The 25,090-nt window shown below is 70.0% G+C and carries 19 protein-coding genes, 5 pseudogenes and 1 CRISPR repeat array; of the genes and pseudogenes, 4 read left to right on the forward strand and 20 right to left on the reverse strand.

The genetic code is table 11. The features are described from left to right. Positions 1-2: 2 nt before the first annotated feature. The 10 genes from cas5e to A6F73_RS34620 form a co-directional block, all read right to left on the reverse strand. The gene (gene cas5e / locus A6F73_RS34580; RefSeq protein WP_063352301.1) at positions 3-899 is read right to left on the reverse strand and encodes a type I-E CRISPR-associated protein Cas5/CasD; all 897 of its coding nucleotides are present in this window, start codon (positions 897-899) and stop codon (positions 3-5) included. Beyond that, the gene (cas7e, locus tag A6F73_RS34585) at positions 899-2,044 is read right to left on the reverse strand and encodes a type I-E CRISPR-associated protein Cas7/Cse4/CasC (RefSeq protein ID WP_063352302.1); all 1,146 of its coding nucleotides are present in this window, start codon (positions 2,042-2,044) and stop codon (positions 899-901) included. The genes cas5e and cas7e overlap by 1 nt, the downstream gene beginning before the upstream one ends. Before the next feature lie 41 nt (positions 2,045-2,085). Then, positions 2,086-2,751 carry a type I-E CRISPR-associated protein Cse2/CasB gene (gene casB, locus A6F73_RS34590; RefSeq protein ID WP_079136514.1) on the reverse strand — a complete coding sequence of 222 codons (666 nt, stop codon included), beginning with the start codon at positions 2,749-2,751 and terminating at the stop codon, positions 2,086-2,088. Further along, on the reverse strand, positions 2,741-4,459 hold the full coding sequence (casA, locus tag A6F73_RS34595; RefSeq protein ID WP_063352303.1) for a type I-E CRISPR-associated protein Cse1/CasA: 1,719 nt from the start codon (positions 4,457-4,459) through the stop codon (positions 2,741-2,743). The genes casB and casA overlap by 11 nt, the downstream gene beginning before the upstream one ends. 210 nt (positions 4,460-4,669) lie before the next feature. Then, positions 4,670-7,585 (reverse strand): CRISPR-associated helicase/endonuclease Cas3, encoded by a 2,916-nt coding sequence (locus tag A6F73_RS34600; protein WP_063352765.1) that lies wholly within the window; start codon positions 7,583-7,585, stop codon positions 4,670-4,672. Between the two features lie 172 nt (positions 7,586-7,757). Continuing rightward, positions 7,758-7,968: a CRISPR direct-repeat array (repeat unit 28 nt; unit sequence TCGGCCCCGCGCTCGCGGGGATTGCTCC). 125 nt (positions 7,969-8,093) lie between these two features. Further along, positions 8,094-8,360 carry a hypothetical protein gene (locus A6F73_RS41950; RefSeq protein WP_159398694.1) on the reverse strand — a complete coding sequence of 89 codons (267 nt, stop codon included), beginning with the start codon at positions 8,358-8,360 and terminating at the stop codon, positions 8,094-8,096. A 46-nt stretch (positions 8,361-8,406) separates the two neighbouring features. After that, a complete protein-coding gene (locus A6F73_RS34605; protein WP_063352304.1) occupies positions 8,407-8,742 on the reverse strand; it encodes a hypothetical protein in 336 nt (111 codons plus the stop codon). 170 nt (positions 8,743-8,912) lie between these two features. Beyond that, positions 8,913-9,236 (reverse strand): divalent-cation tolerance protein CutA, encoded by a 324-nt coding sequence (cutA, locus tag A6F73_RS34610; RefSeq protein ID WP_063352305.1) that lies wholly within the window; start codon positions 9,234-9,236, stop codon positions 8,913-8,915. A gap of 780 nt (positions 9,237-10,016) precedes the next feature. Continuing rightward, on the reverse strand, positions 10,017-10,460 hold the full coding sequence (locus tag A6F73_RS34615; RefSeq protein WP_159398695.1) for a hypothetical protein: 444 nt from the start codon (positions 10,458-10,460) through the stop codon (positions 10,017-10,019). A gap of 299 nt (positions 10,461-10,759) precedes the next feature. Beyond that, positions 10,760-11,737, reverse strand: a complete 978-nt coding sequence (locus A6F73_RS34620) for a twin-arginine translocation signal domain-containing protein (protein ID WP_244293813.1) — start codon at positions 11,735-11,737, stop codon at positions 10,760-10,762. Between the two features lie 314 nt (positions 11,738-12,051). On the opposite strand from A6F73_RS34620, the gene A6F73_RS34625 reads away from it, so the two are divergent. Further along, on the forward strand, positions 12,052-12,918 hold the full coding sequence (locus A6F73_RS34625; RefSeq protein WP_063352766.1) for an IS5 family transposase: 867 nt from the start codon (positions 12,052-12,054) through the stop codon (positions 12,916-12,918). 66 nt (positions 12,919-12,984) lie between these two features. Here A6F73_RS34625 and A6F73_RS39975 read toward each other — a convergent pair. The 3 genes and pseudogenes from A6F73_RS39975 to A6F73_RS34635 form a co-directional block, all read right to left on the reverse strand. Beyond that, a pseudogene (locus A6F73_RS39975) lies at positions 12,985-13,242 on the reverse strand (transposase family protein); the annotation flags it as partial. 165 nt (positions 13,243-13,407) lie between these two features. Beyond that, positions 13,408-14,046: a DUF6461 domain-containing protein gene (locus A6F73_RS34630; protein WP_063352308.1), complete on the reverse strand. Its 639-nt coding sequence runs from the start codon at positions 14,044-14,046 to the stop codon at positions 13,408-13,410. 112 nt (positions 14,047-14,158) lie between these two features. Then, the gene (locus A6F73_RS34635) at positions 14,159-15,073 is read right to left on the reverse strand and encodes a hypothetical protein (RefSeq protein WP_063352309.1); all 915 of its coding nucleotides are present in this window, start codon (positions 15,071-15,073) and stop codon (positions 14,159-14,161) included. Between A6F73_RS34635 and A6F73_RS34640 the strand changes: the two genes are divergently transcribed. Beyond that, positions 15,072-15,272 carry a hypothetical protein gene (locus A6F73_RS34640; protein WP_063352310.1) on the forward strand — a complete coding sequence of 67 codons (201 nt, stop codon included), beginning with the start codon at positions 15,072-15,074 and terminating at the stop codon, positions 15,270-15,272. The genes A6F73_RS34635 and A6F73_RS34640 overlap by 2 nt on opposite strands. 358 nt (positions 15,273-15,630) lie before the next feature. On the opposite strand, the gene A6F73_RS34645 is transcribed toward A6F73_RS34640, so the two are convergent. Continuing rightward, complete coding sequence (locus A6F73_RS34645; protein WP_208869246.1) at positions 15,631-16,029, reverse strand: hypothetical protein; 399 nt, start codon at positions 16,027-16,029, stop codon at positions 15,631-15,633. Next, positions 16,026-16,570: pseudogene (locus A6F73_RS34650) on the reverse strand (transposase); the annotation flags it as partial. The gene A6F73_RS34645 and the pseudogene A6F73_RS34650, both read right to left, overlap by 4 nt. Positions 16,571-16,746: 176 nt before the next feature. Between A6F73_RS34650 and A6F73_RS34655 the strand changes: the two are divergent. Together A6F73_RS34655 and ltrA are read left to right on the forward strand one after the other, a co-directional pair. Continuing rightward, a complete protein-coding gene (locus A6F73_RS34655) occupies positions 16,747-18,324 on the forward strand; it encodes a carboxylesterase family protein (RefSeq protein WP_063352768.1) in 1,578 nt (525 codons plus the stop codon). A gap of 936 nt (positions 18,325-19,260) precedes the next feature. Beyond that, positions 19,261-20,691 carry a group II intron reverse transcriptase/maturase gene (gene ltrA, locus A6F73_RS34660; RefSeq protein WP_063352311.1) on the forward strand — a complete coding sequence of 477 codons (1,431 nt, stop codon included), beginning with the start codon at positions 19,261-19,263 and terminating at the stop codon, positions 20,689-20,691. 141 nt (positions 20,692-20,832) lie between these two features. On the opposite strand, the pseudogene A6F73_RS39985 reads toward ltrA, so the two are convergent. The 5 genes and pseudogenes from A6F73_RS39985 to A6F73_RS34680 all read right to left on the reverse strand — a co-directional run. Next, positions 20,833-21,621, reverse strand: a pseudogene (locus A6F73_RS39985) (IS5 family transposase); the annotation flags it as partial. 46 nt (positions 21,622-21,667) lie between these two features. After that, positions 21,668-21,978 (reverse strand): annotated as a pseudogene (locus A6F73_RS34665) (transposase); the annotation flags it as partial. A 343-nt stretch (positions 21,979-22,321) separates the two neighbouring features. Further along, complete coding sequence (locus A6F73_RS34670; protein WP_063352312.1) at positions 22,322-22,882, reverse strand: hypothetical protein; 561 nt, start codon at positions 22,880-22,882, stop codon at positions 22,322-22,324. Between the two features lie 5 nt (positions 22,883-22,887). Continuing rightward, positions 22,888-23,411, reverse strand: a pseudogene (locus A6F73_RS34675) (transposase). A 660-nt stretch (positions 23,412-24,071) separates the two neighbouring features. Continuing rightward, positions 24,072-24,965 (reverse strand): helix-turn-helix transcriptional regulator, encoded by an 894-nt coding sequence (locus A6F73_RS34680; RefSeq protein ID WP_063352313.1) that lies wholly within the window; start codon positions 24,963-24,965, stop codon positions 24,072-24,074. Between the last annotated feature and the right edge of the window lie 125 nt (positions 24,966-25,090).

Below are 25,090 nucleotides of genomic sequence, written 5' to 3' on the forward strand. Positions count from 1 at the left end.
GGTCACCAGCCCAGCAGGGCGAACGGGTCGTGGCCGCCGGCCGCAGTGGCCGGTTGGGCGGTCGTGGTGGGCGGGGTGCGCGGGATGGACGCGGCAGACAGGGCGGACGGGGCGAGGCCGGTGGGGACGTTGAGCCAGGCGTGGCGGATCCGCCGGGTGGTGAAGCCGCGTTCGCGGGGCGCGAAGGAGCGCGGGACGTCCTGCAAGGTGTCGTCGCCGGCCGGGTCGTCGAAGGTCGCGGCCAGGTCGATCCGGTGGGGCGAGAACGGATCCGGACCGCGTTCGGCCCGTCGGCGGTAGGCGGCCTTGGCGGCGGTGCCCGCCTGCCAGGGCTCGTCCGCCAGCACGTCCTCCAGGGCTCCGGTGCGCACGGTGCCGAGGGCGATCGGCTGGGTGGGGACGCAGGAGCGGCGGCCGAGGGCGAGCGGGAAGGCGGGGCGGCGGATCGCCTCGGCGAGCGTCGCGACGAGGCCGGCCGGGCCCTGGACGGCGGCGACGAACACCGCGTCCTGGAGGTAGTAGCGGTGGGTGACGTGGGTGTCCTTGGCCGGGGAGGTCGGCTTCTGGACGCCCTTGGCGTTGACGCCGCTCTGCGGCAGCGGGCGGCCCCGGTAGTCGCTGACGGTGTGGTAGTCGCGCAGCAGCGTTCCGGGCTGGTCGATGCGCACGCCCAGGCGCAGGCCGACCAGGCCGGTGATGTCCGCTTCGCGGGGAAGTCCGGCGGCGGCGGCGAGCAGGCCGACGACGCCGGACTTGGTCGGCTGGGGCGGGGTGTCGCGGCGGTTGAAGGCGCTGCGGTCGCCCCAGGACTGGAGCGGGCCGGCCAGGCGCAGGACGAGGACCGCCTGGTCCTCGCCCTGCGGGTCCGGGGCCGGTACGGGGGTCGGGTCGGCGGGCATCAGTTGTCGTTCACCCGCTCGGTGAGGGCGGTGCGCAGGCCGTCGCGCAGCTCGGTGAAGGTGCGGTTCGCGCCGAAGGCCTCCGCCAGCTGCTGCGCGGGCTCGTCGGCGCCGGTGTCTGCACCGAGGGTGTGGCAGATGCCGACGTACAGCGGGCTGTCTCCCCACTGCTCGGTGGCGGTGGCGAACTCCACGGCGAGCCGGCGCGCGGACTCGGCGACGATGCCCCGGCTCGCCGGGACGGGGTTCTCGTACGCGGACACGAGGTTCACGGGCTGGTCGGCGCGTACGACGACGGCCACCAGGCTGGGGCGGGTGCGGTGCGCGAACGAGTTGCCGTAGCCGGTGGGCATGGACCGGGCGAAGGAGTCGACGAACAGGTCGACGGCGTCGACGGCGGCCTTGTCGTCGCCGAGGTTGCCGCGCAGCTGGTGCAGGCCCACGGTCGCGTAGCGGTAGAGGGTGGCGGAGTTGAAGCCGATGGTGCCGATCATGCCGGCGCCGGTCTCCTCGGCGGTGTTCTCGTCGTCTACAGCCGTGTAGTAGTCGAATTCGAGTTCGGCGGCGTGGGTGGAGATCGCGTGCGCCACCTGGGTGGCGGCGTCGACGTTCAGGCCGGGGATGTCGGCGACCATCCGGCCGAAGAGCGCGACGTCGGCCGGGTGCCCGCTCTGCAACTGCTCCTTGACCGGCAGCGCCTTGACGGCCTCCTCCAATGCCTTGGCGTCGAGGGCGGCGAGGTCGGCGGCGGTGTCGGCGACCAGGTCGACGATGCCGTCCAGCTGGCGGCGCCCGTAGAAGAGGAGGTAGGCGGTGTCGCCCTCCTTCTTGCCGGCGGAGATCCCGGTCGACTTGATCAGGGCGTCGGCGATCCGCTGCGCGCCCTCGGCCTCGATGCCGGCACGCTCGGCGATGCCCTTGGCGAGCTGGGCGGCGATCCGCTTGGTGCGGGTGGCGAGGTCCTGCCGGTCGCGGCTATCGGCGAAGTGGATGCGGGTGGCGCGCTTCCAGGCCTGGGAGGAGACGCGCGAGCGGCGCTTGCCGCCGAAATACGCCTCCTTGGGGTTGCCGTTGTCGTCCCGGTTGAGGTTGCCCGGCGGGACGGTCTGCAGGATGTGGACGTCGATGTAGAGGCGGGCGGTCATGCGCTTCTCCTCGGGGGTGGTGGTCCGGGTGTGTCGGGCGCTCAGTCGGTGGGCGTCTTGTCCTTCCACGCCTGGTAGCCGATCGCCCACTTGAGACGGACCTGCGGGCGCCGGTCCGTGCTGTGCCAGGCCTGGATGTCGGCCATCAGGTGGCTGTAGTCCAACGGCTGCGTGATGGAACGCAGTTGGGTGATCAGGCCACGCAGGTGGACCAGCAGCGCGGACACGCTGGTGGCGCCCGCGAGTTGCGCGACCCGGGTGTCGAGCGCCTCCTCGCTGACCTTGCCGCTGCGGCGCAGCACTCGCAGTGCCTCCCCGAGCTTGACGCCACGGCGGTGCATCGGCTTGGACTGGCTCTGCTGGTGCAGGCCGTAGAGAGCCAGCGCGGCGTGCTCGGCCTTCTGCTCGTCGGACACCTCGTCGCGCAGCGCGAGGACGTCGTTGACCTCGCAGCTGTAGAGCGGCCACATCTTGGGGCTGTCCATGACCGGGCGCCCGAGGCCGGAGCGCAGGGCCGCCAGGTCCTCGCCGGGCGGCCGGCGTGGTTGCTTGGTGCGGGGGTCGTACCGCCAGTTGTGGTCGGGGCCGGTGAACTCGTCCCAGTACCGGCGCCGTCGGGCGGCGGCGGTGTTGCGCTCAGCGGGGGCGGCGTGCTCAGCGGGGGTGGCGTGCTCAGCGGCGGCGCCGGCGGTGTGCTCAGTCGTCAAAGTCCGCTCCGGGGTCGTGGTCGAGGGCGGGGCCGGTCTCGGCCGCCCGCGCGGCGGCCGCTTCCCGTACGGCGTCGGCGTACCGGGGAAGGATCTCGTCGAGCCGGCGCCGGAAGTTGGCGCCCGCGGTGCCGAGCCGGTAGGTCTGCGTCTTGCCCGCCTTGCCGCCCTGGCTGATCGTGCGGCCGCCGAAGGTGGTGGCGGGTGCGGCCAGCAGGAGCGTGTTCGCCACGTCCCACGCCTGGCGGTGGGCGAGTTGTTCCCAGGCGAGCCGGCCCCGCTCCAGGGCCTCGTCGTCCGCGCCGGCGGTGCAGACGCCGGCGAGCAGGCGGCGCACCAGGGGGTCGAGGGTGTGCAGGAGGAGTTCGCCCGGTCGCTGGCCCTTGTCCCAGGGGATGGGGTCCGTTCCGGCGGCCCGGCGCAGGTCGGCGGAGAGGTTGCTGACGGCCTGGGCGAGTCGTTCCGCCTGCTCGGCGACGTCCAGGAGGAGCAGCTGGGCCTCGCTGTCCTGCTGGAGGGCGAGCAGCGGCAGGGGGATGGCGTCGTGGATGACGTCCTCGACGATCGCGGACTGGGTGCCGTAGACCATGCCGAAGGTCTCGACCTGCAGCGGGTAGTCGGCGGGGAGTCGGTCGTCCTCTTGCAGGGCGCTGATCTGGTCGAGCAGGATGCTGGTCTCGAAGCCGCCGTCGGGGCCCTGGCGAGTGGGCGTGAGAAGGGCCTCCAGACCGCGCCAGGCGGCCTTGCCCTGGGTGTGGCGGCGCGGCCTGCGCTCGGGCAGGGCGGAGGCGGACTTCTTGGCGGGGGCGGTGAAGGTCCAGGCGGTGTGGGGCTCCTGCTCGGGCATGGGCGTCAGCCGGTCCCCCGCGCTGATGACGACCCGGGCCACCTTCAGCTGCCCGGCCTCGTCCTGGTGCGGGATGAGGCGGATCCGCCGGGCCTGCCAGGTCCACAGGTCGAGGAGGCCTTCGGCCGCGCGGGGCTGCCAGGCGGGGCCGTGCGGGCCGCGTCTCCACTGCGGGAGGCCGAGGTTGTCGGGCGGGGTGAGCGGAAGGTTCAGCAGGAGGGTCTCGTACAGGGTGCGCCCGGTGGGGATGATGACGCCGAGCTGGCCGAGCGGGCCGGTGGGGTTCCCGGTCGTCTTGCCCGCCTTGACCTGGTCATCGCCGACGACGCCGGTCTTGATCGCCGCGGTGTCCCAGCAGTGGGCGTGCACGAGCCAGTGGGCGGCCTGGGCCGGCGTCAGGTCGAGCGGGTCCGCGTCGGTACGGGTGCCGAACAGCGGGACGTTGTTGCCGCTCGCCGCGGTCGCCACCAGGGCGGCGGAGCCCTTCGTCTCGTCCTTGGCGGTGCGCAGCCCGGCGACCTGCCCGAACGGGGCGGCGGGGTCGAAGAGGTCGAACTTCGCCCGGTGATCGGCGAGGTAGGTCTCCAGGCTGCCCAGCTCGTCCTTCGTGAATCCGCCGCTCTCCCGGGTGAGCCGCTCACCCTTCTCCCCGGGGTTCTGGGGCGCGCCGGTGGCGTCGGCGACGACGGGCAGCAGGACCTGGCGCAGGACGGCCGGCAGCTGCGTGGAGAACTCGACGACGAGGCCCTCGAACTCGTGGGCCCGGGCCAGGGCCCCAGCGATCCCCACCTGCACGGGGGGCCCGCCACCGACGGGTCGTACCGTCAGCCACGGTTCGTCGACAAGGTTGTACCCAGGCACGCGCTGATCTCCCAACTAGCCATGTTTAGCTTGTTGCTGGTTCATCGTGGCACCGGCGGATGCCTGTTGTGGGGTGAATGCTTGAATTGCCCCCGGCCCCGCCTGCTTTGGTGCGCGGGGATGGCCCGTGGCCATGTTTTCCGGCCCTGGTCGGCCGCAAGTCGGCCCCGCGGTCGCGGGGTTGAGGGGGTGGGGCGACGCCTGTTCGACTCACCCCCTCGCCTTTATCGGTACTGGGGCGCGCTGGGGCCCTCCGCTCACCACGAGGCCGAGCAGGTCGTCGTAGCGCAGTTGGAAGTCACCGAGGGCGGCGTCCCCGCGCTCGTCGAGTTCGAGGGCCAGGCTGTATCGCAGCCATGGATGGTCGCGCCAGCCCGACAGCGGACCGAGCGCCTGCTCGGCGACCATTGTCAGTTTGGTGGGCAGGCGCACCGTCCCGGAGAGCACGTCGTCCACCATCTCGGCCGCGACCGTCCCGTTGGGGCCGAGCTTGCGGCCCGTCATCGCGTGGAAGTCTTCCCCGGTGCGGCACATCAGCACGACCTCGACGCTCCGGTCCCCGTCCCGGACGAGTGCCTCGAACTGCCCCTCTGCCAGCGTGCCGTGGGCTCCGTAGTGCAGACCGGCCAGAGTCTGCGAACCGTGTTCCCCGGCGCGGGTCAGGACGTACTGGGCGGCTTCCTCGCGGCGTTTGGCCTGCCGCTTCTCCCAGTCCTGTCGCGCCTGCGCCTCGGCCTCGGCCCACTCCGCCGGGACGACGGGATCGGTGCCGTAGACCCGGGCGACCAGGTCCGGCACCTGGCCTGGGATGCTCCACGCGCCTGCGTCGGCCTTCGCCGCCCGTTCGACCTCGGCGGCCGTGCGCAGCAGGAGGTAGCGGCCGTAGATCCCCTCGGAGTCGCGCAGGATCTGCGGCACGCCGTCGTCGTCGAGGCGGATACCGGTGATGACAACGGTGGGCCGGGACAGCCGGCGGGGGCGCTGCACGCCGTCGTGGCGGTGGAGGCGTCCGATGCGCTGGAGGAGCAGGTCCATCGGAGCGAGGTCGGTGATCAGCAGATCGGCGTCGACGTCGAAGGACTGCTCCGCGAGCTGGGTCGCGACGACGATCATCCTGCCGGGACGCCCGGATCCCTCGGCCGGTGGTCCGAGGAGCTTCAGCACCTCCTGCGTACGGTCCGCCCGGTGGCCGGCGTGCAGGCGCCCGTGCAGGAGCCGGACATCAGCGCCGAACTCCTTGCGGAGGGCCTCGAACGTGGACTGGGCGCGGGCCACGGTGTTCCGGATGACCAGCACGCACCCGCCGTCGACCAGCCGCTCCCTCAGATAGTCGACCACGGCGGCATCCTGCGCGACTTGGGCGTCGGTCCGCGTCAGCTGTTCATCGAGCACCTCGACCCGCACCTGAAGGTCCTCACGCCAGGATGCGGTGCTCTCCACCAGCACTTCCGGCCGCCCGTCCGGCCCCGCCCAGGCCGCCGTGACGCTCGGATAGCCCTCCGGCTCGGGCAGCTCCGGGGCCGCCGAGGCCTCCGCCGAGGCCTCCGCCGACTGCGTACCGGCCAGGTAGGCGGCGACCAGACGACGCCGCTGCTCCGGCGGCAGCGTCGCCGACAGCAGCACCACCGGCACGCCGGCCTGCCCGAGCCACCACAGGCCCTCCAGCAGGAACTGCGACATGTAGACGTCGGCGGCGTGGACCTCGTCGAGGATCACGACCTTGCCCACCAGGCCGGCCATCCGCAGCATCACGTGCTTGGTACGGGTCGCGGCGTACAGGAGCTGGTCGATGGTGCCGACCGCGAACGGGCTCAGCAACCCCCGGCGGCGGCCGAGGAACCACTCGGCGGGGGCCCGGCGCTCCCCGTCCGTGCAGCCGTCGAAGCAGTCGGTCTGCATACCGAACTCGTCCTCCCCCACTGAAGCGAAGGGGTCGTCGGCGTCCTGCCCCCACTCCCCCGCGCCCTCCAGCAGGCCGCGCCACTCCTTGTTGAACATCCGCTTGCCGTGCAGCAGCGCGACCTGGCCCTCCAGCCCGTCGCCGACCTCGCGCAGCCACGACCGGACCTGGGTGAACATCGGGTCCGCCGTCGCCTGGGTCGGCATGCCCAGGAACGCCCCGTCCGCACCGTGACGCGCTGCCAGCAGCTCGGCCGCCGCCAGCGCCGCCTTCGTCTTCCCCTCCCCCATCGGCGCCTCGACGATCACCAGACCGGGCCCGCCCATCCGACGCACCGCGTCGAGGACCAACTCCTGCGAAGGCCTGGTCCCGTGGCCGAACCGGTCCCGGAACGTCTCCGGGCCGGGCGCCGCCAACGCCCCCCATCCACCGCGCAGTTCGAGCCTCGACCACGCCGCCGTGGCCCGCCTCCGCGCTTGATGCAACGTCACCTTCGCCAGATCGGACACACCCGTGAAGTGCCGCTCGTCGCTGGCGATCCAGTCCGCCATCACCACGAAACCGGACAGCTGAAGCTGCGCCGCCCGACTCGGCACCAGCACCGGCTCCACCGCGGCCAGCGGCGACTCCCCCTCATAGCCGAGCTCCCGCGAGAACACCTCCACCAGCGCCGACTGAGCCAGCTTCCAGGGGCGGCTGCTACCTTGCAGCTTTTCGTTCTTCTTCGGCGGACTCAGCTGCCCCAGCGTCGGAATCAGCCCGTGGTGGCCGGCGACCAGCGGCCAGACCCAACCGACCTGCTCCTGCGACCACTTCGCTTTGGTGAGCAACGCCCTCAGCACCCGGCCACCGGCCTTGTCATGCCGCCAAGACGAGCCCTTCACCGCGTACTTGTCCCAGGTGAGCCCCGCTTGACGGACCGCGGCCTCGCCGGCGGCATCGAGATGCTGAAACGCCGGGGTGGCCTTGCCACAGTCATGAATCCCGCACAACCAGGCGAACAGACGCCGCCCCTTACCCGCACCCCCCGCCAGAGCGTCCAGACGCCACCGCGTCACCGGCGGCAGGTAGCGGTCCCAGACAATCTCGGCCACCGCCGCAGTGTCCAGCATGTGCGACAGCAGAAGGTTGGCCGTCCCCCCAGCCCGCCCGGCAGACTTACCCCACAGCGCACCCAGCCACCCCCTGACCTCGGGCGGGTACCACTGCCAACGACCCTCAACCATCGTCTCAACCTCCACGTGCAGATACGCTTCGAGAGCGTAGGACACGGCACTGACAACTCGCCTCGGAGCAAAGAAATATGACGGTCATACATCGAATCCCCTCCGGGCTGCCATCCGATCGAACTGAATCAATCAGGCCCTTCTGCCGCTAATCACCGCAGGTCAGAAAGCATCGGCCCCGCGCTCGCGGGGATTGCTCCTGCCCGGGCCGTCGTCGTTGGCCCTGCCAGTAATCGGCCCCGCGCTCGCGGGGATTGCTCGTGAGCGGGCCAAGGCGGCCGAGCTGACGGCGGGTCGGCCCCGCGCTCGCGGGGATTGCTCCGACTTCATGCTCCACATCCAGGCGACCTTCGGGTCGGCCCCGCGCTCGCGGGGATTGCTCCGGCCTCGACCCGCCCACGCTCGACCAGCTCAGCGCGATCGCCCGCGCGATCGGGATCCCGCTCTGGCGCCTGTTCCTCGACGAGTAGCACTGGCCGGCCGCACCACCGTACGGCCGACCGGGGAGTCACTTCTCGGGGTTCGGCGGCGGGTCGGCCGGCGGCGGCGGGGTCTTCGGTGCCGCCGGCGGTGCCTTCGGGCCACCGATTCCGCCCGAACCGCCACTGGGGTCCTTCTGCGGGGTCATGTCGTCCTCCTCGATCTCCTCGTCCGCCGGGATCGGGATCTCGCCCGGCGGCGGCATCAGGGGGTGCCGCCCGCGGTTTGGGCCCGCGGTCTCACGGCGGCCCCGACTCCAAGCACCCTGGCGTTTAGGGGGGATGGTGGCGCTCATGGTGTCCTCTCTGTGACTGTCCTGCCGGGTCACCCATGATGGGGCCTCAGCCCCACCCGTTGCCGAACGTCCCCACCGGATGGCCGAGGTCCGCACACGGCGCACAGATCACCCGCGAGTACAGCACCGCGGGGCCGCGCACGATTGACTCGACACCGCCCGGCAGCGACGCCGAACCCGCCGGAGACCCTCGGGTCGAACAGGTCCGAGTCGCTCGGGCCTCGGTGTAGCAGGACCAGCAGACGACTCGGCGCGGGTCTTCGGTCAGCAGCGCCATGGGCTGGATGCTGGTCAGGTGCGCGCAGAGCCGCAGCGTGCCGTCTTGCCGGGCCTGGTCCATGGTGGTGGTGGCGTCTCGCACCCACTGGCTGGCCTCCTCCATGGGGACCGCTCCGGCCTGTCGGACGCCGGCCTCCGCGAGCAGCCTGTCCGTGTGGGCCGCGCTCGCGCTGGCCTGGTCCCACAGGGAGGTGAGGGCCGACCAGCTCCCGGCATCGTCGGCGGCCCAGGCCTTTCGAGACGAGATCCGGGCCTCCTTGAAGTAACTGCCGATCAGCTTCGCGTCTCAGCGGCCACCCACTCCAGATAGGCGGCCGATCCAGTGATCACCGGCACCCCGACGACCTCCGGCGTGTCGTAGGAGTGCAGCTCAACGATGCGCGCGCACAGCCGATCGGCCAGGCTCGCCCGGGACTTGAAGTCGACCCGCCACTCGGCGGAGTCCTGCACCGCACCGTCCCACCAGTAGACGGACTGGACACGGTAGACCTGCGCACACGCGGCCAAGCGGTCACGGATCACCGCCGAAGCGAGCTCACGGGCCTTCGTCTCGTCGTCATGGGTCGTCGTCACCACAACGAAGTCACTGGTCGTCATACCGTGACGGTACCCGGCATCAACCGCCGCCCCCACTCTGCCCGACGGACCTACCCCACAGCACGCCCAGCCAGCCCCTGACCTCGGGCGGATGCTGCTGCCAACGGTCCTCAACCATCGTCTCAACCTCCACCTGCGAGTACGCTTCGAGAACGTAGGCCACGGCACTAACAACCAGCCCTGGGGCAAGGAGAGATGGCAACAACGCATCGACTGTTCGACGGGCCCTCTACCAATCGAACTGAATCAATCAGGCCCCTCGCCCGCTAATCACCGCAGGTCAGAAAGCATCGGCCCCGCGCTCGCGGGGGTTGTTCCGGTGCTGGCGAGCTGCTGGGCGAGCGCGGTCTATCGGCCCCGCGCTCGCGGGGGTTGTTCCGCCACCAGGTCCGCGACGATGCCCACCTGGACATCGGCCCCGCGCTCGCGGGGGTTGCTCCGCGGCCTCCCACTCAGACGACCACAGCAGTTCGCGGTGCTCACTCCTTCGCCCGATGATGCTGGCCCGACGAGACGACAAAATAGGCGTGGACGCGTCAAACTGTTCGCGAATTGAGTCGCTGAATTCAACAGGTTCCCTGCGGAACTGGGCGTACGAGTCGCCAAAGGAGACCGCCGGCCGTGAGCCCGGCCGCGGTCCAGGGCCGTCCTGCCTAGCACGCCGAGCCAGCGCCGAGGTCTAGGAGAGAACAGCTGGCTCTCCCTCAGTGCCGCCCAGACTGCTGCGGGCACGGGATTTTTCCGAGGGTGGTTGATTTCTTTCAGGACCATCTTCGCGGCTTATTCTCCCTGGTCGGCCGCAGATCGCAATAACAGCACGGGAGTTAGACGCCTATGGGCGCTAACCACGTCGAGCGTGACCGAGTTCAAGGTCTTCCAGGCTTGGGAAGCCTTCGCTGAGAACGGTTCCGGACCCTCGATCCGCACCAGAGCCAGAGCATTCAGCAGCTCCCGCCACATTTGCGCGACCTCGTCCAAATCAAATGTCTTCTCAGCGATCTTAAGAACCCTGATCGTCTCCAGCTGCTGTTCCCCCGCAAGGACGAACGTGATCGCGGCTTCTCGTCGCGTGTTGCCGCGCCATTCATCGTGGGCCGCCTGCGAGGCGACCTCGGCAGTTCGCTGGGAAGCGCGAGTCTGCCGCAGGCCGACGATCAAGGCAGCGGGCACCCCGAGGATCGCGGCCCCTGATGCTGCAAGCGCTGATATCACTTCAACTTGCATGCAGTCATGATGCCCCGGCTGGCGAGCGGTTGGGCTGAGACCCGCGAACCGGGGGATGCGGAGCGGCTGTTCTTGGGGTCGGCCAGCATCTCTCACATGCTGTGCGGTCGGCGTCCTCTCAGCTGCCGGCCGCAGGTGGTGCATCGGCCTTCGGCCGATGCGGCGGTGCCGCGCCCGTCTCGCTGCGTCTGGCCGAACGGCGGCGCGAGTGTCCTTCCATCGGAGGTGTTGGGCTTCCGGCCGCGCGGGAGCCCCGGTGGGGGCTCCTCCGGCGCCCGCCCCCACCGGATCCGGGTCGGTCAGCTGGCGAGAGCTTCGCCGAGTCGGTCGCGGGCGAGGCCGGCGAGGGTGCGGTGAAGGGCCTCGGCGCGGGACCGGACCAGCCCGTCCCGGAACGCTGCTGGCAGCTGCTGCCAGACCCCAACGGCCATGTCAGCGGCGGCGGCCGGGTCGCCGTCCATGCTCAGGCAGGTCGCGGCGTCCATGGTCAGCAGGGCCCGGGTCATGACGGACGGCGATTTGGTGAGGGCGAGGGCTGCATCCTGTTCGGCGTTCGCCTCGCGGGTGCGGCCCATCAGCGTGAACGCCTGGGACAGGTGGACGTGATGCTTCTGGAGCGGGTAGCCGAACCAGGTGTCGGCGGCCTGCGCGGAGTTCAGGTGTTCGGCGATGTTACGGGCGTCCGCGACCGCGCGAAGGGCCCCTCGGTGGTCACCGATGGAGGCCAGGGCGCGCGCGGTGACGGCGGCGGCCAGAGCTGCGGCGGCCGTGGGGGTTCGGCCTGCCTCGCGACGAGCGCAGATAGCCAGGTTCGCGGCAGCGTTCGGGGCGCCGTAGTTCAGCGGGACCATCGCGTGCCGGGCCAGGACCCAGGCCAGCATGTGCCGATCACCGGACTCGCGGGCGGCCTTCTCGGCGGTGGCGAACCAGCCGTGGGAGTCGCGCTGGTCACCCCGGTCGTGCTGGATGATCGCAACCAGTCCGGTGATCCCAGCCGCGGTGCGGGCCAGGTCGGTACGGGTGCCGGCGGGGTGCGGGCGGCTGAGGACGTCTTGCAGGAGACCGAGGTCCTGGCGCATCTGTGTCAGCACGACCCCGGGCGCCCGACCGTGGTAGCCGCCGCGGTGGCGTTCGAACGCCCCGTCGAGGTAGGCGAGGTCGCCAGCGTCGGAGCCGGACAGTCCGGCGTCGATCCCCTCTCGCGCCTCCGCGATGCCGGGCAGCGCGGCGACACCTGTCGCCAGTGCCGCCGCGCCGAGAAACTGTCGTCGATTCACCGCCGTACCCTCCTCTCCTTCGTCTTCGACCGGCTGCTGGTGGAGCCTGCGCCAGCGCCGCGAGGTGGTCACTGCTCGGGCGACCTCCTCCACCGAGAGCCCGTACCCGTCGGCCAGCAGCTGGTGCCACCTCGGGGTGGGCAGACGTCGCTCGGTCTCCCAGCGCTTCAGGTTCTCCGGGTCGAACCACGTGCCGCCTTGAGCGTCCTGTAAGAGGGTGTTCTGCGAGTGTCGGTGGGTCTAGTCGTACTTGAAGGCAGGTTGTCCGGTTTTGGGACTTCACGATCGGCCGGAAATGCGGTGCGCTGGTGGGCGTGGGTGGACGCGCTCCGTACCCGAGTGACCTGTCGGATGAGGCCTGGGAGCTGATCGGGCCGGTCATCGTCGCCTGGAAGGGCCGGCACACCTCGGTCAGCGGCCACCAGGGCGGCTACGACATGCGGGAGATCGTGAACGCGATCCTCTACCAGGCCCGCACCGGCTGCCAGTGGCGGTACCTGCCGCACGACCTGCCGCCGAAGAGCGTGGTGTACTACTACTTCGTACTGTGGCGAGACGATGGCACCGTCGAGACCGTCCACGACCTGATGCGCTGGCAGGTCCGCGAGATGCGCAGACGTCACGAGGACCCCACCGCTGCCGTCCTGGACTCGCAGACCGTGCGGGTCTCGACGAACGCGCCCAAGGAAACCACCGGACTGGATGCGGGCAAGAAGAGCCCGGGCCGCAAGCGGGGTATCGCCACCGACGTCCTGGGCCTGATCATCGCCGTCGTGGTGGTCGCCGCCAGCGTGCACGACAACGCCATCGGAATCACGCTGCTGGACAAGGTCGCCGCGAGCGCGCCCACCGTGACCAAGGCATGGGTCGACGCCGGATTCAAGAACGCCGTCGTCGCGCACGGCGCCCGCCTGGGCATCGATGTCGAGGTCGTCCAGCGCGAGCCCGGCACACGAGGGTTCACGCCCGAGCCGAAGCGGTGGGTGGTCGAGCAGACGTGGGGCACCTTGATGCTGCACCGCCGCCTGGCGCGGGACTACGAGGCACTGCCCGTCAGTTCGGTGGCGGTGGTCCACTGGTCGATGACCGACGTCATGCTCCACCGGCTGACCCGCACCGCCACTGCGAGCTGGCGCGACCCGCCCGCCGCGCGGGCCGACGACGGCGGGAGGACCCCATGAGGGACATGCTGGAGAAGATCAGCACCCGGCAGCGGCTGGTGCGCGAGACCATCGCGCAACTGCGCGAACAGGCTCGCGGAACGTCTGCCGTGGGCAGCCGAGCACCGGGCAGACCAGACGTCGGACCCGCACCGAGACGACGACCCGCCGCCCATCCACCGGGACATCCGCGACCACCCGGCCGTGGAACCCGTGCACCCGCCCCGTCGGCCGCCCACACACCGGGCACGGCACCGGATCATCCCGCGTCCGCGCCGACACCCGGATGACCTCGCCCTCGTCCGCCACCCCCTCGATGACGAGGGCCGACAGCCCCGAAAACACCACGCTCACAAGCTCGTTGACATCACGCACATCATGCCAACGACCGACGTCACCCTTCGTCACCACCGATTACGGGACAGAGCCTTTGACTGTACAGACCCCATTCTGGCGGGGTGGAGGTCGAGGCCGGTGGCGTCCCGAGCGGTGGCGTCCTGCGCCGGCGGGTTAGGGGTGCGGGGGAAGCCCTGGGAGGAGGCGGCCGAGCCCCTGTGAGGACGCGTCCTCCGGGGCTGCGGGGGCGCGGGAGGAGAGTGGCGCCCGTCGCTCCGGAGGCAGGTACGCGGTGGGCAGGGGGCCTTCCAGGACGTCGCCGTCGATGCGGACGCCCAGGTACGCCTGGACGCCCTCGGCCGCCTGCGTGGCCGTGGAGCGGTCCGGGAGCACCTGGACCGCGTCCCACAGCGGGTGGTCCGGGCCGCTGCGCAGCGTCGACGGGAAGCCCGCCTCGAAGGACTCGATCCGTACGCCGTCCCGGTAGCGTTCGAGGGTGGTCATGCCGTTGACGCTGTACAGCTGGACGGCCTCGGTGCCTGCCGACAGGCGTGAGAGCACGGCCTCCTTGAAGCCCTCGGGCTCGCCGCTCTCGTGGCAGAACGCCCACTCCCCGTCCCCGAGGACACCGGTGCGCAGGACGACGCCTCCCTCCGCGATCGGGAGGGTGGTGCGGGCCTGCTGCAGCGTCAGCTCCCGGACCGGTTCGGCGGCTGCCCCGTAGGCGGCGAGGACGTGTGCGGGGCCGCGGTGGCGGGCGAAGGTCAGGCACACGATGATGTCGTGCGCCCACCAGGGGTCCTGCGTGGTCATCGTCGCGATCCTCTTTCTGCTGGGCCGTTCGTTGTCGGGGCTCCGCGGCCGCGCCCGGGGGCCTGTCCCCCGGGCGCGGCCACGGTGTCGTTCGGGCTGGGACCCGTGGACGTCAGGTCGTCCAGGAGACGGTGAACGCCTCGGTGTCGATCAGGCGCTGCGTCTGGACGAAGCTGCCGTACTTCCCGCCGGCCGCCTTGTTGACCGGGAGCGGGACGTGGCCCCGCACGCACGACTCCTTGTACGTGACCGGGTGTCCGGTCGTCTCACGGAACGTCCAGTTGCCGTTGGTGAGTTGGGGGACGATCTCGGCGCACAGCCCGCCGTTCGTGCCGCCCTGGTACGTCCCGGCGAAGGGGAACTCGTCGCAGCTGTCCTCCGGGAACGCGACCGGGTCCAGCTGGGCGAACGGCACCGTGCTCTGCGCGCCGCAGGTGCGCTTGCGGTTCGGCTCGCTGTCGCCCTTCAGTCGCGTGAACTGCTTGGGCATGTTGGGCAGGTAGTTCAGTGCGAAGGCGTAGGTCGCGGCCGCCGCACCGTAGTCCGTCAGGGAGTAGGACAGGTCGGGCCGGACGTCGGCGTAGACGCATCCGGGCGAGCCCTTGCCCGGCTCGTGGACGGCGTTGTCGCAGCGGACCTTGCGCGGATTGGTCCAGTTGACGTTCGGCTGCAGGGGGATGGCGTTGTCCTGCGTGACGTACATGTGGTACTCGTTCGCCAGGGAGTCGACAGCCCCGACGGCGGGCGAGTCCGAGTACAGGACCGTACCCTGCGCCGACGTCCCGGGCGTCAGCGTACGGGCGCCCGCCCAGGGCTTGGCCGCGCCCATCTGGCAGGGCGCCGTACAGCTGGCGTCGAACGCGATGTTGAGGCTCGGCACGTTGCTGGTCGAGGACACCATGGTGACCGTCACCAGTTCGGTCCACATCGAGCTCGTGGCGCTCAGCGACATGCTCAGGTTGATCTTGAGCTGGGCCGAACCGATGGCGGTGCCCTTGTCGTCGCGCAGCGTGTAGGTCGTGGTCATGTCCTTCAGGCACGACCCGAACCGCTCGTACGACCAGTACCCCGCGCTGCCGATCGAGCACGCCCCTGCACCGTCCTGCGTGCTGCTGACGGCCTCGGAAACACTCCTACGACCCGCCGGGCCGTCGGTGACCTGCACGCACTCGGCCGCCGCACCCGCCTTCCCAGGCGCCGACCCCACGGCCACCTCCGTGCACTGAACCCCACCCGGCTCGGCCTTCACCGACAGGTCCTGCCGGTCCGCGGCGCTCACCGCCGTTCCCGGCCCCCCGATCCCCGGCAGACCCGCTGCCCCGGTGCCCGACTGAGCCGCCGACATGCCACCCGAAGCGACGACGAGCGAGACCGCGGCCGCCATCGATGCGGCCAGGGCGACCAGGCGCCGACCATGACGTTTCATCAACTTCCCTCCCCAAGAAGGCGCGAGTGCCATCAGTGGCACCAGCTGTCACTTGGGGCACACGGGTCGCAGCGCCCAGTGGGTTCACCCGGGTGGCGCAAGGGGCGAGAACAAGACAGAGATACAGAACCGGTGGACGCGGATGGCGTGAGTGGACGTTAAGTCCGTTTCTGGTAGCGGCCTCGTCCGGGTTGAGCGAGGAAGCCTTGGCGGGTGAGGCGTCCGAGGCGGCTGCGGGTGATGTTGACGGACGCCTCTTCGGTGGGCATGCCGAGGAGTTCGTGCAGCTCGCGTGCCCGGAATGCCTGGTCGGGATGCTGGTTGAAGGCGTTCACGATGGCCTGGTAGGTGGTGTTCGTCTCGGGTGGTTCTGATTCGGCTCCTGCCGGTGTGACCTCCGCGATGATCTTTCGGGCGGTGGCCAGGTCCGTGAGCCGCGCTTCGGTCTCGGTCAGGTCGGCGGCGAGCTCTTCGATCCGGGCGCGTAGTTCTGCTGCCTGGGCGGCGGCCTCGTCCTGCCGGCTCTGGAGGTCTGCCAGGAGTTCGGCGACGTTCACGCGGCCAGTCCGAGGGTGTCGCGCCAGGCCGGGGCTGGTGCGGTGAGGCGGCGGGTCATGTTCGCGGTGGAGGCCCAGTAGACGCCTGAGGCGGAGGTGTCGGGCCTGTGGTCGTACTCGCGGGCCAGGCGCCGAGCAGCATCAGGGTGCCGTTCGTCTGCTCCACCACCCACCGTTTCGGCTGCGGGGCGAAGCCCTTGCCCTGGTCGGCCGGGTTGCGGCGGACGACTTCGACGTCGATGTCCAGCAGTGCACCGTGGATGACGACCTCGTCCTTGAAGCCCTGGTCCACCAGGGCCTTCTCCAGACGCATCCCGCACCGCTCGGAGACCCGGTCGAGCAGGGCGGCGCCGGCGGCGTTGTCGTGGGCGGAGGCGGCCAGGACGACGACACCGGTGATCAGCCCCATGACGTCGACGGCCAGTCCCCGCTTGCGGCCCGACACCTTCTTGTTCGCGTCCAGTCCCGTCGTGGTCTTCGCAACACCGGCGGCCGCGCGGACGGACTGGGTGTCGATGATCACGAGGGACGGGTCCCCTAGGTCGTGTATCGAAAGCGCTGTTCATGCTGCTTGTCGACGATCGATTCACTCGATCGGGTGAATCTGTGGTGAGCCGCCGCCTGCCTCGCGCTCTCTGATCATGATGTCCGTGAGCCGTCCCCGTATCCCCACGGAGGACGGCGACTCCATGATGCGAAGACGAGGTGGGAACGAACGTGTCCAGTGAGGTGTGGAAGGTCGAGCTTGGGGCCGGCACGGTGGCGGGGCGGGTCGAGAACGGGGTCGGGAGCTTCCTCGGCATCCCGTACGCGGAGCCCCCGGTCGGCACGCGACGGTACGCGGCACCGTCGCCTTCCTTCGGTTGGGAGGGCGTGCTGGAGGCGAACGCGTTCGGTCCCACCCCGTCCCGCGCCACCGACGGGATCTTCGACACGCTGCTGAGCGGCGATCCCGCGCTCGTGGGCGGCGACAACGTCCTGACCGTCAACGTATGGGCGCCGCGCGAGCAGGCCGATCCCCGGCCGGTCATGGTGTGGTTCCACGGCGGCGCGTTCCTGCGCGGCTCCTCTGCCGGGACCTGTTACGACGGATCCACCTTCGCGCGCGACGGAGTCGTGCTCGTTACCTTCAACTACCGGCTGGGCATGGAGGGCTTCGGCTGCCTCGACACCGGGGAGGCCAACCGGGGTCTGCAGGATCAGGTCGCGGCTCTGGAGTGGGTACAGGAGAACATCGCCGAGTTCGGCGGTGACAAGGGGAACGTCACGGTCTTCGGCGAATCGGCCGGCGCGATGAGCATCCTGGCCCTGATGTCCAGCGGCATCGCCTCGGAGGAGGGCCTGTTCCACAAGGCGATCGTGCAGAGCGGCACCGCGAGCATCGGCCAGAGCGTGGAGGACGCGCGCCGTCTGTCCTACGCGGTCGCGCTCTCCGTCGGTGCCCCTTCCCCCAGCGCGGCCTACCTCGGCCCGAAGGCCCCTGCCGACGTGGTCAAGGCCCAGCAGGCGGTACACGGCGCCGTCGTCGAGTCCGCCGATCGCGAATCGTGGGGCGACACCACCATCGACTCGTGCGGTATGTCGTTCCTTCCCGTGGTCGGCGACCACCTGGTTCCCAAGGCCCCAATCGAGTCCCTCCGCGAGGGCGTTGGGGCGAACATCCCGCTCCTGATCGGCACGACCACGGAGGAGAACCGTTTCTTCGTCGCTCCGTACGCCGACATCGTCAACGCGCCCGCCGACAAGCTCAAGGAACGGCTGGCCGTCTACGGGGCGCCGGCGAACGCGTATGACGTCTACCGGGCCAACTCCGGGGACGTCTACCCGCGTTCCACGCCCGCCGAGACCTTCGCCGCCGTGATGACGGACCGCCTCTTCCGCATCCCCAGCTACCACGTCGCCGAGACCCGGCAGCGGGAGGGCGCGGCCCCGGCCTACGTCTACGAGCTCGGGTGGCGCTCGCCCGCCTCCACGGACACGAACGTCCCGTTCGGCGCCGCCCACATCGTCGACCTCCCGTTCGTCTGGGACAACCTCGACGGCCCCGAGACCACGGAGCTCCTCGGCGCCAACCCGCCCGCCGACCTGGCGAAGACGATCCGCTCGCACTGGATCGCGTTCGCGCGCACCGGCAAGCCCGGCGCCGACTGGCCCGCCTACGACGCCGTCGACCGCCCGGTCATGACCTTCGCCAAGGACGACACCTCGGCCAACGAGGTCGTCAACGACCCCCGTTCCCAGGAGCGGCGACTCTGGGACGGCGTGGACTTCCTCACCAAGACCGAGGAGGACTGAACCCTCCCCCGGCGGTCAGCTGAACGACCTGCCCCACCGGGGGCCCGCTCGCACTGCGGGCCAGGGCCTCCCGGTGGGCCGCGCGCGAGCACGGCGGCAGCGCGGCCCGCCCCGCGGCCCTCACGGAGCCCTCCACGCCGCCGTCGCCGACCTCCTGCCCGAATACACGTGGGGCATGACCCACGTACGCCAGATAACCGCCACGGGATGATCTTGGCTACCGAACGAGCGCGCTGACGCGGTTCTCGTACGACAGGGTCATAGCCACTCGTTGATCGCTGCCACCAGCACGGTCGCCTCGAATCGGACCGCCAGCTTGTCGTAGCGCGTGGGTGCGCCACGAGGCGCCATGGAGTCGAGTGAGGTGAGAGACCTTCACCGCCGGGTTGTCGCAGCAACCTGGGTGAAGCTGGGGGCAGTTCGTCTCGGGGGATGCCGAGGCGGGCGGTAAGCAGCCCTGACAACGCCGGGACGAGGTGGCACTGCCAGACGGTTCGGGTTCGGCAAGCGAGACGGGAAGGTGTACGCGAGGAACCAGTGCTTGACGCCCCGTAATTACGACACCGGCTCCAACCTGGCGGATGTGGGCCGGATGCAGTGCACGACCGTTGGCAAGCTGGCGGTCGACTCCGAAGCCGATTCCACTTGTCGGTGGGGAGGCCACGCCGAAGGACTGCGGCGTAGGTGTGGCGATACTGCCGGGGTAGAGCTGGGCACCTCACCCGTCGATCGATTCCGTGGTGAACGTGGGAACTGTCCGCGGTCGCCCTCCGTGCCGGACCTCCAGTCCGGCCGAGGGCAGGCCCATCGCCGGCTGATGGCCGTCGGGCAGGGCGGAGGCTCCGTAGTACTCGGAGGCCGGGAAAGCCGGCCACATGGGGAAGGGGGCCAGCAAGTCGGCAGTAAGGACGCTGGAATGCCAGGAGGTTGTCGCCGGTGAATACCGACGAGCTGGAGTCCGCCCTGTTCGGGGCGGAGCTGCGGGTACTGGAGATCCAGACCAAGCTGCACCGTTGGGCAAACGATGATCCTCATCGCAGGTTCGACGATCTGTTCAACCTCGTGGCCGACCCCGCCTTTCTTCTGGTGGCGTGGGACCGGGTCCGGGGAAACAAGGGCGCCCGCACGGCCGGAGTGGACGGGAGAACCGCACACTCCATCGAGGCCGGGCAGGGAGTCGAGGGCTTCCTCGACGGGCTGCGGTCTCAGCTGAGAGAACGCAGTTTCCGACCGGTTCCGGTGCGTGAGCGGATGATCCCGAAGGCGAACGGCAAGCTCCGTCGTCTGGGGATCCCGACGGTGGCGGACCGGGTGGTCCAGGCGTCCTTGAAGCTGGTGCTGGAGCCGGTGTTCGAAGCGGATTTCCTCCCGTGTTCGTACGGGTTCCGCCCGAACCGCCGGGCTCAGGACGCTGTCGCCGAGAGCCGATACCTCGCCAGTCACTCCTACGAGTGGGTGGTGGAGGGCGACATCACGGCGTGCTTCGACGAGATCTCGCACACGGCCCTGATGGACCGGGTGCGCGGTCGGATCGGGGACAAGCGGGTCCTGTCGCTGGTGAAGGCGTTCCTCAAGTCCGGGATCATGTCCCGGGACGGAGCCTTCGCCGACACGCGCACCGGCACCCCGCAGGGTGGGATCCTCTCCCCGCTGCTGGCCAACATCGCCCTGACCGCGTTGGACGAGTACGTCACCAACCGGCCGGGCGGGCCGACCACCACCGAGGCACGACGCGCGGGACGCCGCCGCCGTGGCGAGCCCAACCTTCGGTTGGTCCGCTACGCGGACGACTTCCTGATCCTCGTGTCCGGCACTCGCGTGCACTGCGAAGCACTGCGCGAAGAGGTGGCAGCGGCTCTCGCACCGATGGGCATGCGCCTGTCGATGGAGAAGACGAGGATCACCCACATCGACGAGGGCCTCGACTTCCTCGGATGGCGCATCCAGCGCCACCGGAAGCGGGGCACCGATCGGCAGTATGTCTACACCTACCCGGCGCGGAAATCGTTGCACTCCGTGATGGCCAAGGTGAAGGAGCTGACCGGACGACAGAACGTCGGCCTGGCACTGACCGTCCTGCTGCACCGGCTGAACTCGGTGCTGCGGGGCTGGTGCGCATACTTCCGTCCCGGGGTTTCGAACGTCGCCTTCTGCTACCTCAGCCACTACGCGTGGATGCGGGTAGTTCGGTGGATACGGCGCAAGCACCCCGGAATCACGTGGAAGCAGCTTCGCCGCCGCTACTGCGGCGGTGGCTGGTGGCCTGCCACGGAGGAGGAAGAACTGTTCAACCCGGCGAAGGTAAGCACGACCAGGTACCGATACCGGGGAACAGTCATCCCAAGTCCTTGGCCCACTGCGGCTTGAGGATCCGAACGACCCCAACGGGGCTTGTGGAGAGCCCGGTGCCCGGAGACGGGCACGCCGGGTTCGGGAGGCGGCTCGGGGAAACCCACCGGTGGAGACACCAGCAGGGCGCCCCGAGTCGACCTCACCGACAGCGCGGTTCCTCTTGAGGCGGTTGATCCCGCACTCGACCGCATGACGCTCGCGGTAGTCGACTGGGTCGAAAAGTGGCGGCCGGCCGCCACGGGAACCGCGCTTCCGGCGGTTGTGTGCCTGGTCGGCCTTGTCCGGGATGGTGCAACGGATCCCGCGTCGGCGCAGGTAGGCGCGGTTCTTGCGGGAGGCGTACGCCTTGTCGGCCCGCACGCGATCCGGGCGGACGCGTGGCCGACCCGGTCCGATGCGGGGCACGCGGACCTTTTCCAGCACGGGTTCAAACTGCGGCGAGTCTCCACGCTGCCCTGCCGTCACCACGATCGACATGAGTTTCTGACCCTGCTCGACGGCCAGGTGGAGCTTGGTGGTGAACCCGCCGCGCGACCGTCCCAACCCGTGATCACGGGGCTCGGTGAAGATGCCGCCCGGTGGTTCCTCCTGCAGGTCGCCCTGCTTGCGGGCCCCGGCCGCGTGCTGATGGGCGCGGCAGACCGTGGAGTCGATGCTCAGGTCCCAGACGATCGCGCCTTTCGCGTCGGCCAGGGACTGAAGCCGGGTGAGGATCCTCTGCCAGGTGCCGTTGCGCTGCCACCGGCGGAACAGGTCATAGACCCGGCTCCAGGGCCCGTACTTGGCGGGGATGTCCCGCCACGGAACTCCGGTCCGGACCCGGAATCGTATGCCGTCGATCAACCGCCGCCGAGGCCAGACCGGCGGCCGCCCCGCCTTCGCCCCCCTCGGCAACAGCGACTCCAGCACCGCCCACTGCTCGTCCGTGAGATCTCCCCGCGCCATGAAACACGATCATTCACAGCCCAAGATCCACTTTCGATACACGACCTAATCGGCGGGCCCTCTCCCGAACCTGGCAGCGCGGGAGTTCCTGGATCCGCTGGTCGAGCCCGTCCTGGCGCCACAGGCCGAAGTAGTAGAACACCGCCGACCAGGACGGCAGGCCATGGGGCAGGTAGCGCCACTGACAGCCCGTCCGGTTCTGGTAGAAGACCGCGTTCACGATCTCCCGCAGATCACGGACCCCGGATCCCCGGTTGCCGATCGCGCCACCCGGTCCTGCTTCCAGGCCGTGATCATCGGCTCGATCAACGCCCACTGCTCGTCCGATAAGTCGCTCGGATACGCCCGTCTGTCCATGGCCGCAGAACATCACCCGAACCACGACTGGCACGCCAGTACAGCTGACGTTCACACGTACGAGCGATCACAAGCCGAGAGAAAAGGGACTTAACGTCCACTGAGAGGGCGTTTCGCGAGCACTTGCTCGAACTGGCTCGTTGAACCGCTCTTGTTCGATGCAGACCTGCTTGCCGCTCGGCGATACTCATGCCGTGGAATGGGTTGAGCAGGCCAAGGAAGCCGAGGAACGTCGCGACTGGGATACAGCGATTGCGCTGGTCAGTGCGCACGCCGAGTGCTACTCGGCCAACTTCCATGCTCACGACCACCATCTGTGGCACATGGACTTGCTCGCCCGTGCTCAGCGGATAGAGGAACTGATGGATCTGGCACGGGTGGACGTGCATGCGCGTCGGAGGTTGAACCGCCTGCTCCGCGAGACGTCCGTGAAGGACGGTCGCGGTGAGGGTCCCGCAGCCGGATAGGCGCACGAGAACGTGTTGCGATGGTTCGTCAGGCGTAGGTCGGTCGGTGATGGGGGCGGAAGTACGAATAGGCCGGGCTCGGGTTCGGTCAGGATGCTTCGGGTGACCAGGCGTTTGAGCTTGGCGCGTGTGCCCTCGATGTGCTTCGGCTCGGTGCCCAGGCCGAGGGCCTGGCAGACGTCCTTGGGACGCAGTCCGCTGTCGGTGTGCTCGAACAGAGCCAGGATCTCGCGGTAGCCGGATGGTAGGGGTTCGGCCTCGGGCGGCGGACGGTCGTCTTCGGCGGCCAGTTCCAGCACGGTTGCGTGGGTGATCTCCAGTCGTTCCAGGGTCCCTTCGGCCGCGGCCAGTTGCTCGCCCAGTCGGGCGATCTGCTCGCGCAGTTGCGCGATGGTCTCGCGCACCAGCCGCTGCCGGGTGCTGATCTTCTCCAGCATGTCCCTCATGGGGTCCTCCCGCCGTCGTCGGCCCGCGCGGCGGGCGGGTCGCGCCAGCTCGCAGTGGCGGTGCGGGTCAGCCGGTGGAGCATGACGTCGGTCATCGACCAGTGGACCACCGCCACCGAGCTGGCGGGCAGCGCCTCGTAGTCCCGCGCCAGGCGGCGGTGCAGCATCAACGTGCCCCACGTCTGCTCGACCACCCACCGCTTCGGCTCGGGCGTGAACCCTCGTGTGCCGGGCTCGCGCTGGACGACCTCGACATCGATGCCCAGGCGGGCGCCGTGCTCGACGACGGCGTTCTTGAATCCGGCGTCGACCCATGCCTTGGCAGGTCGTGCGGCAAGTACCGCCACTGGCAGCCGGTGCGAGCCTGGTAAAAGATCGCGTTCACGATCTCCCGCATGTCGTAGGCGCCCTGGTGGCCGCTGACCGAGGTGTGCCGGCCCTTCCAGGAGACGATGACCGGCCCGATCAGCTCCCAGGCCTCATCCGACAGGTCGCTCGGGTACGGAGCGCGTCCACTCACGCCCACCAGCGGACCGCATTTCCGGCCGGTCGGGAAGCCCTAAAACCGGACAACCCGCCTTCAAGCACGACGAGACCCACCGACACTCGCAGAACGCCCTCTCACAAGCTCAGCAAGACGAAGCTCCGCGCCATATCGGCCCCGCGCTTGCGGGGGTTGCTCGGGTTGCGGACAGTGACGACCGTCGACTGTGTGATCGGCCCCGCGCTCGCGGGTTGCTCTGAGAAAAGTGGTGCGGCTTGCAGATTCACCGAATCGGCCCCGCGCTCGCGGGGGTTGCTCGGACGGCGAAAGCTGGAGCGCGCCCCTCGTCCTATTGGCCCCGCGCTCGCGGGGGTTGTTCCACTCTGTTCACGGTCGGCGTCCGTGTGGGAGCGGCGACCTCCCGGTGATGTCCCTTGCTGTCGCCGAGAGCGGTGGCTGGTGAGCTCTTGCCGCCGGTCGTGGGAGGGCTTCAGGTCGTTGCGCGCCTTCGAGGTCCGCTTGGTGCTCTTGGCCTCGTGCGGGCGCTTGTGGGCCTGCGTCCGCCTGGCCGTGTCGGTGCCGACGGCTTGGGGATTGCGGGCGGTTCGGGGAAGACCGCGAGCCCTGCCGCGCCCCGCGCAGCGGAGACCGGGGCGGCGCCGTAACAGCGGGCCCGGGCCGCAGCGCGTACCCGGTCTACGCCTGGCGAGCGCCCACGCCGCACGCGTACGGTGCCCGGCTGGCGGCCGCGTGGCGGAGGAGGGTGAGGGCCTGTTCGGAGGGGGAGTTGGCGGGGGTGGTGCAGACGATGAGCGCCTGGTCTGGTGAGCGGGCGATGGACAGGGTCTGCTGGGTCACCGTGACCGTGCCGACGACGGGGTGGTGCAGGGCGTAGGACGAGGCGTCGCACGGCACTACGCGGTGGTCTGCCCACAGGGTGACGAACTCCGGGCTTTTCATGGTCAGTTCGCCGATCAGACCCGCGAGCAGCGCGTCCTCCGGATGTCTGCCGACGGCGATGCGCAGGTTGCCGACCACCGCGCGTGCCTTGCGTTCCCAGTCCGCGTACAGGTCTCGGCAGTGCAGGTCGAGGAAGAGCATCCGGCTCATGTTCGGTCGTCGGGCCGGGTCGTCCGGGCTGAGGAGGTCGAGGTGGCCGGCCAGCAGGGCGTGTCCGAGGGTGTTCCAGGCCAGGACGTCGGTGCGGCGGCCGAGCACGATCGCGGGGACGCCGTCGACGGCGCGGAGGAGGTCCCGGGTTTCGTCGGCGAGTTTCTCGGGCCGTGGGCGGCGTGGCCGGGGTGTGTGGCGGGCGGTGTCGGCGAGCCGGTCGAGGTGGGCGCGCTCGTGGGTGTCGAGCAGGAGTGCGCCGGCGATGGCGTCGAGTACCTCGGCGGAGGCCCCGCGAGACAGGCCCTGTTCGAGTCGGGTGTAGTAGGAGACGCTGACGCCCGCGAGTTGGGCCAGTTCTTCGCGCCGGAGCCCGGCCACCCGTCTGCGGGGCCCGAGGTCGCGCAGGCCGACGTCCTCGGGCCGCAGCTGCGCCCGTCGGGCTTGGAGGAAGGCACCGAGTGGGCCTGGTCCGTTCATCGCCCCAGTATTCGGTGGGCGGCCCGCTCCCTGCCACACCCTGCGAGGGGTAGGACAAGCCGGGAGTGGCTGGTGCCCGTCCGGGTGTCCAGGATCGGTCTCATTCGGCCACCAATTCGGCCGCG

This window comes from Streptomyces sp. MJM8645, assembly GCF_001625365.1.
In the GTDB taxonomy this organism is placed as follows: Bacteria; Actinomycetota; Actinomycetes; order Streptomycetales; family Streptomycetaceae; genus Kitasatospora.

Excerpts from the sequence above, each read along its gene's own strand:
- cas5e (WP_063352301.1), bottom strand. The coding sequence starts at position 899 with ATGCCCGCCGACCCGACCCCCGTACCGGCCCCGGACCCGCAGGGCGAG.
- cas7e (WP_063352302.1), bottom strand. The coding sequence starts at position 2,044 with ATGACCGCCCGCCTCTACATCGACGTCCACATCCTGCAGACCGTCCCG.
- A6F73_RS34600 (WP_063352765.1), bottom strand. The coding sequence starts at position 7,585 with ATGGTTGAGGGTCGTTGGCAGTGGTACCCGCCCGAGGTCAGGGGGTGG.
- A6F73_RS41950 (WP_159398694.1), bottom strand. The coding sequence starts at position 8,360 with ATGAGCGCCACCATCCCCCCTAAACGCCAGGGTGCTTGGAGTCGGGGC.
- A6F73_RS34605 (WP_063352304.1), bottom strand. The coding sequence starts at position 8,742 with ATGGAGGAGGCCAGCCAGTGGGTGCGAGACGCCACCACCACCATGGAC.
- cutA (WP_063352305.1), bottom strand. The coding sequence starts at position 9,236 with ATGACGACCAGTGACTTCGTTGTGGTGACGACGACCCATGACGACGAG.
- A6F73_RS34615 (WP_159398695.1), bottom strand. The coding sequence starts at position 10,460 with ATGCAAGTTGAAGTGATATCAGCGCTTGCAGCATCAGGGGCCGCGATC.
- A6F73_RS34630 (WP_063352308.1), bottom strand. The coding sequence starts at position 14,046 with ATGACCACGCAGGACCCCTGGTGGGCGCACGACATCATCGTGTGCCTG.
- A6F73_RS34640 (WP_063352310.1), top strand. The coding sequence starts at position 15,072 with ATGTCCTTCAGGCACGACCCGAACCGCTCGTACGACCAGTACCCCGCG.
- A6F73_RS34635 (WP_063352309.1), bottom strand. The coding sequence starts at position 15,073 with ATGACCACGACCTACACGCTGCGCGACGACAAGGGCACCGCCATCGGT.
- A6F73_RS34670 (WP_063352312.1), bottom strand. The coding sequence starts at position 22,882 with ATGCTGGAGAAGATCAGCACCCGGCAGCGGCTGGTGCGCGAGACCATC.
- A6F73_RS34680 (WP_063352313.1), bottom strand. The coding sequence starts at position 24,965 with ATGAACGGACCAGGCCCACTCGGTGCCTTCCTCCAAGCCCGACGGGCG.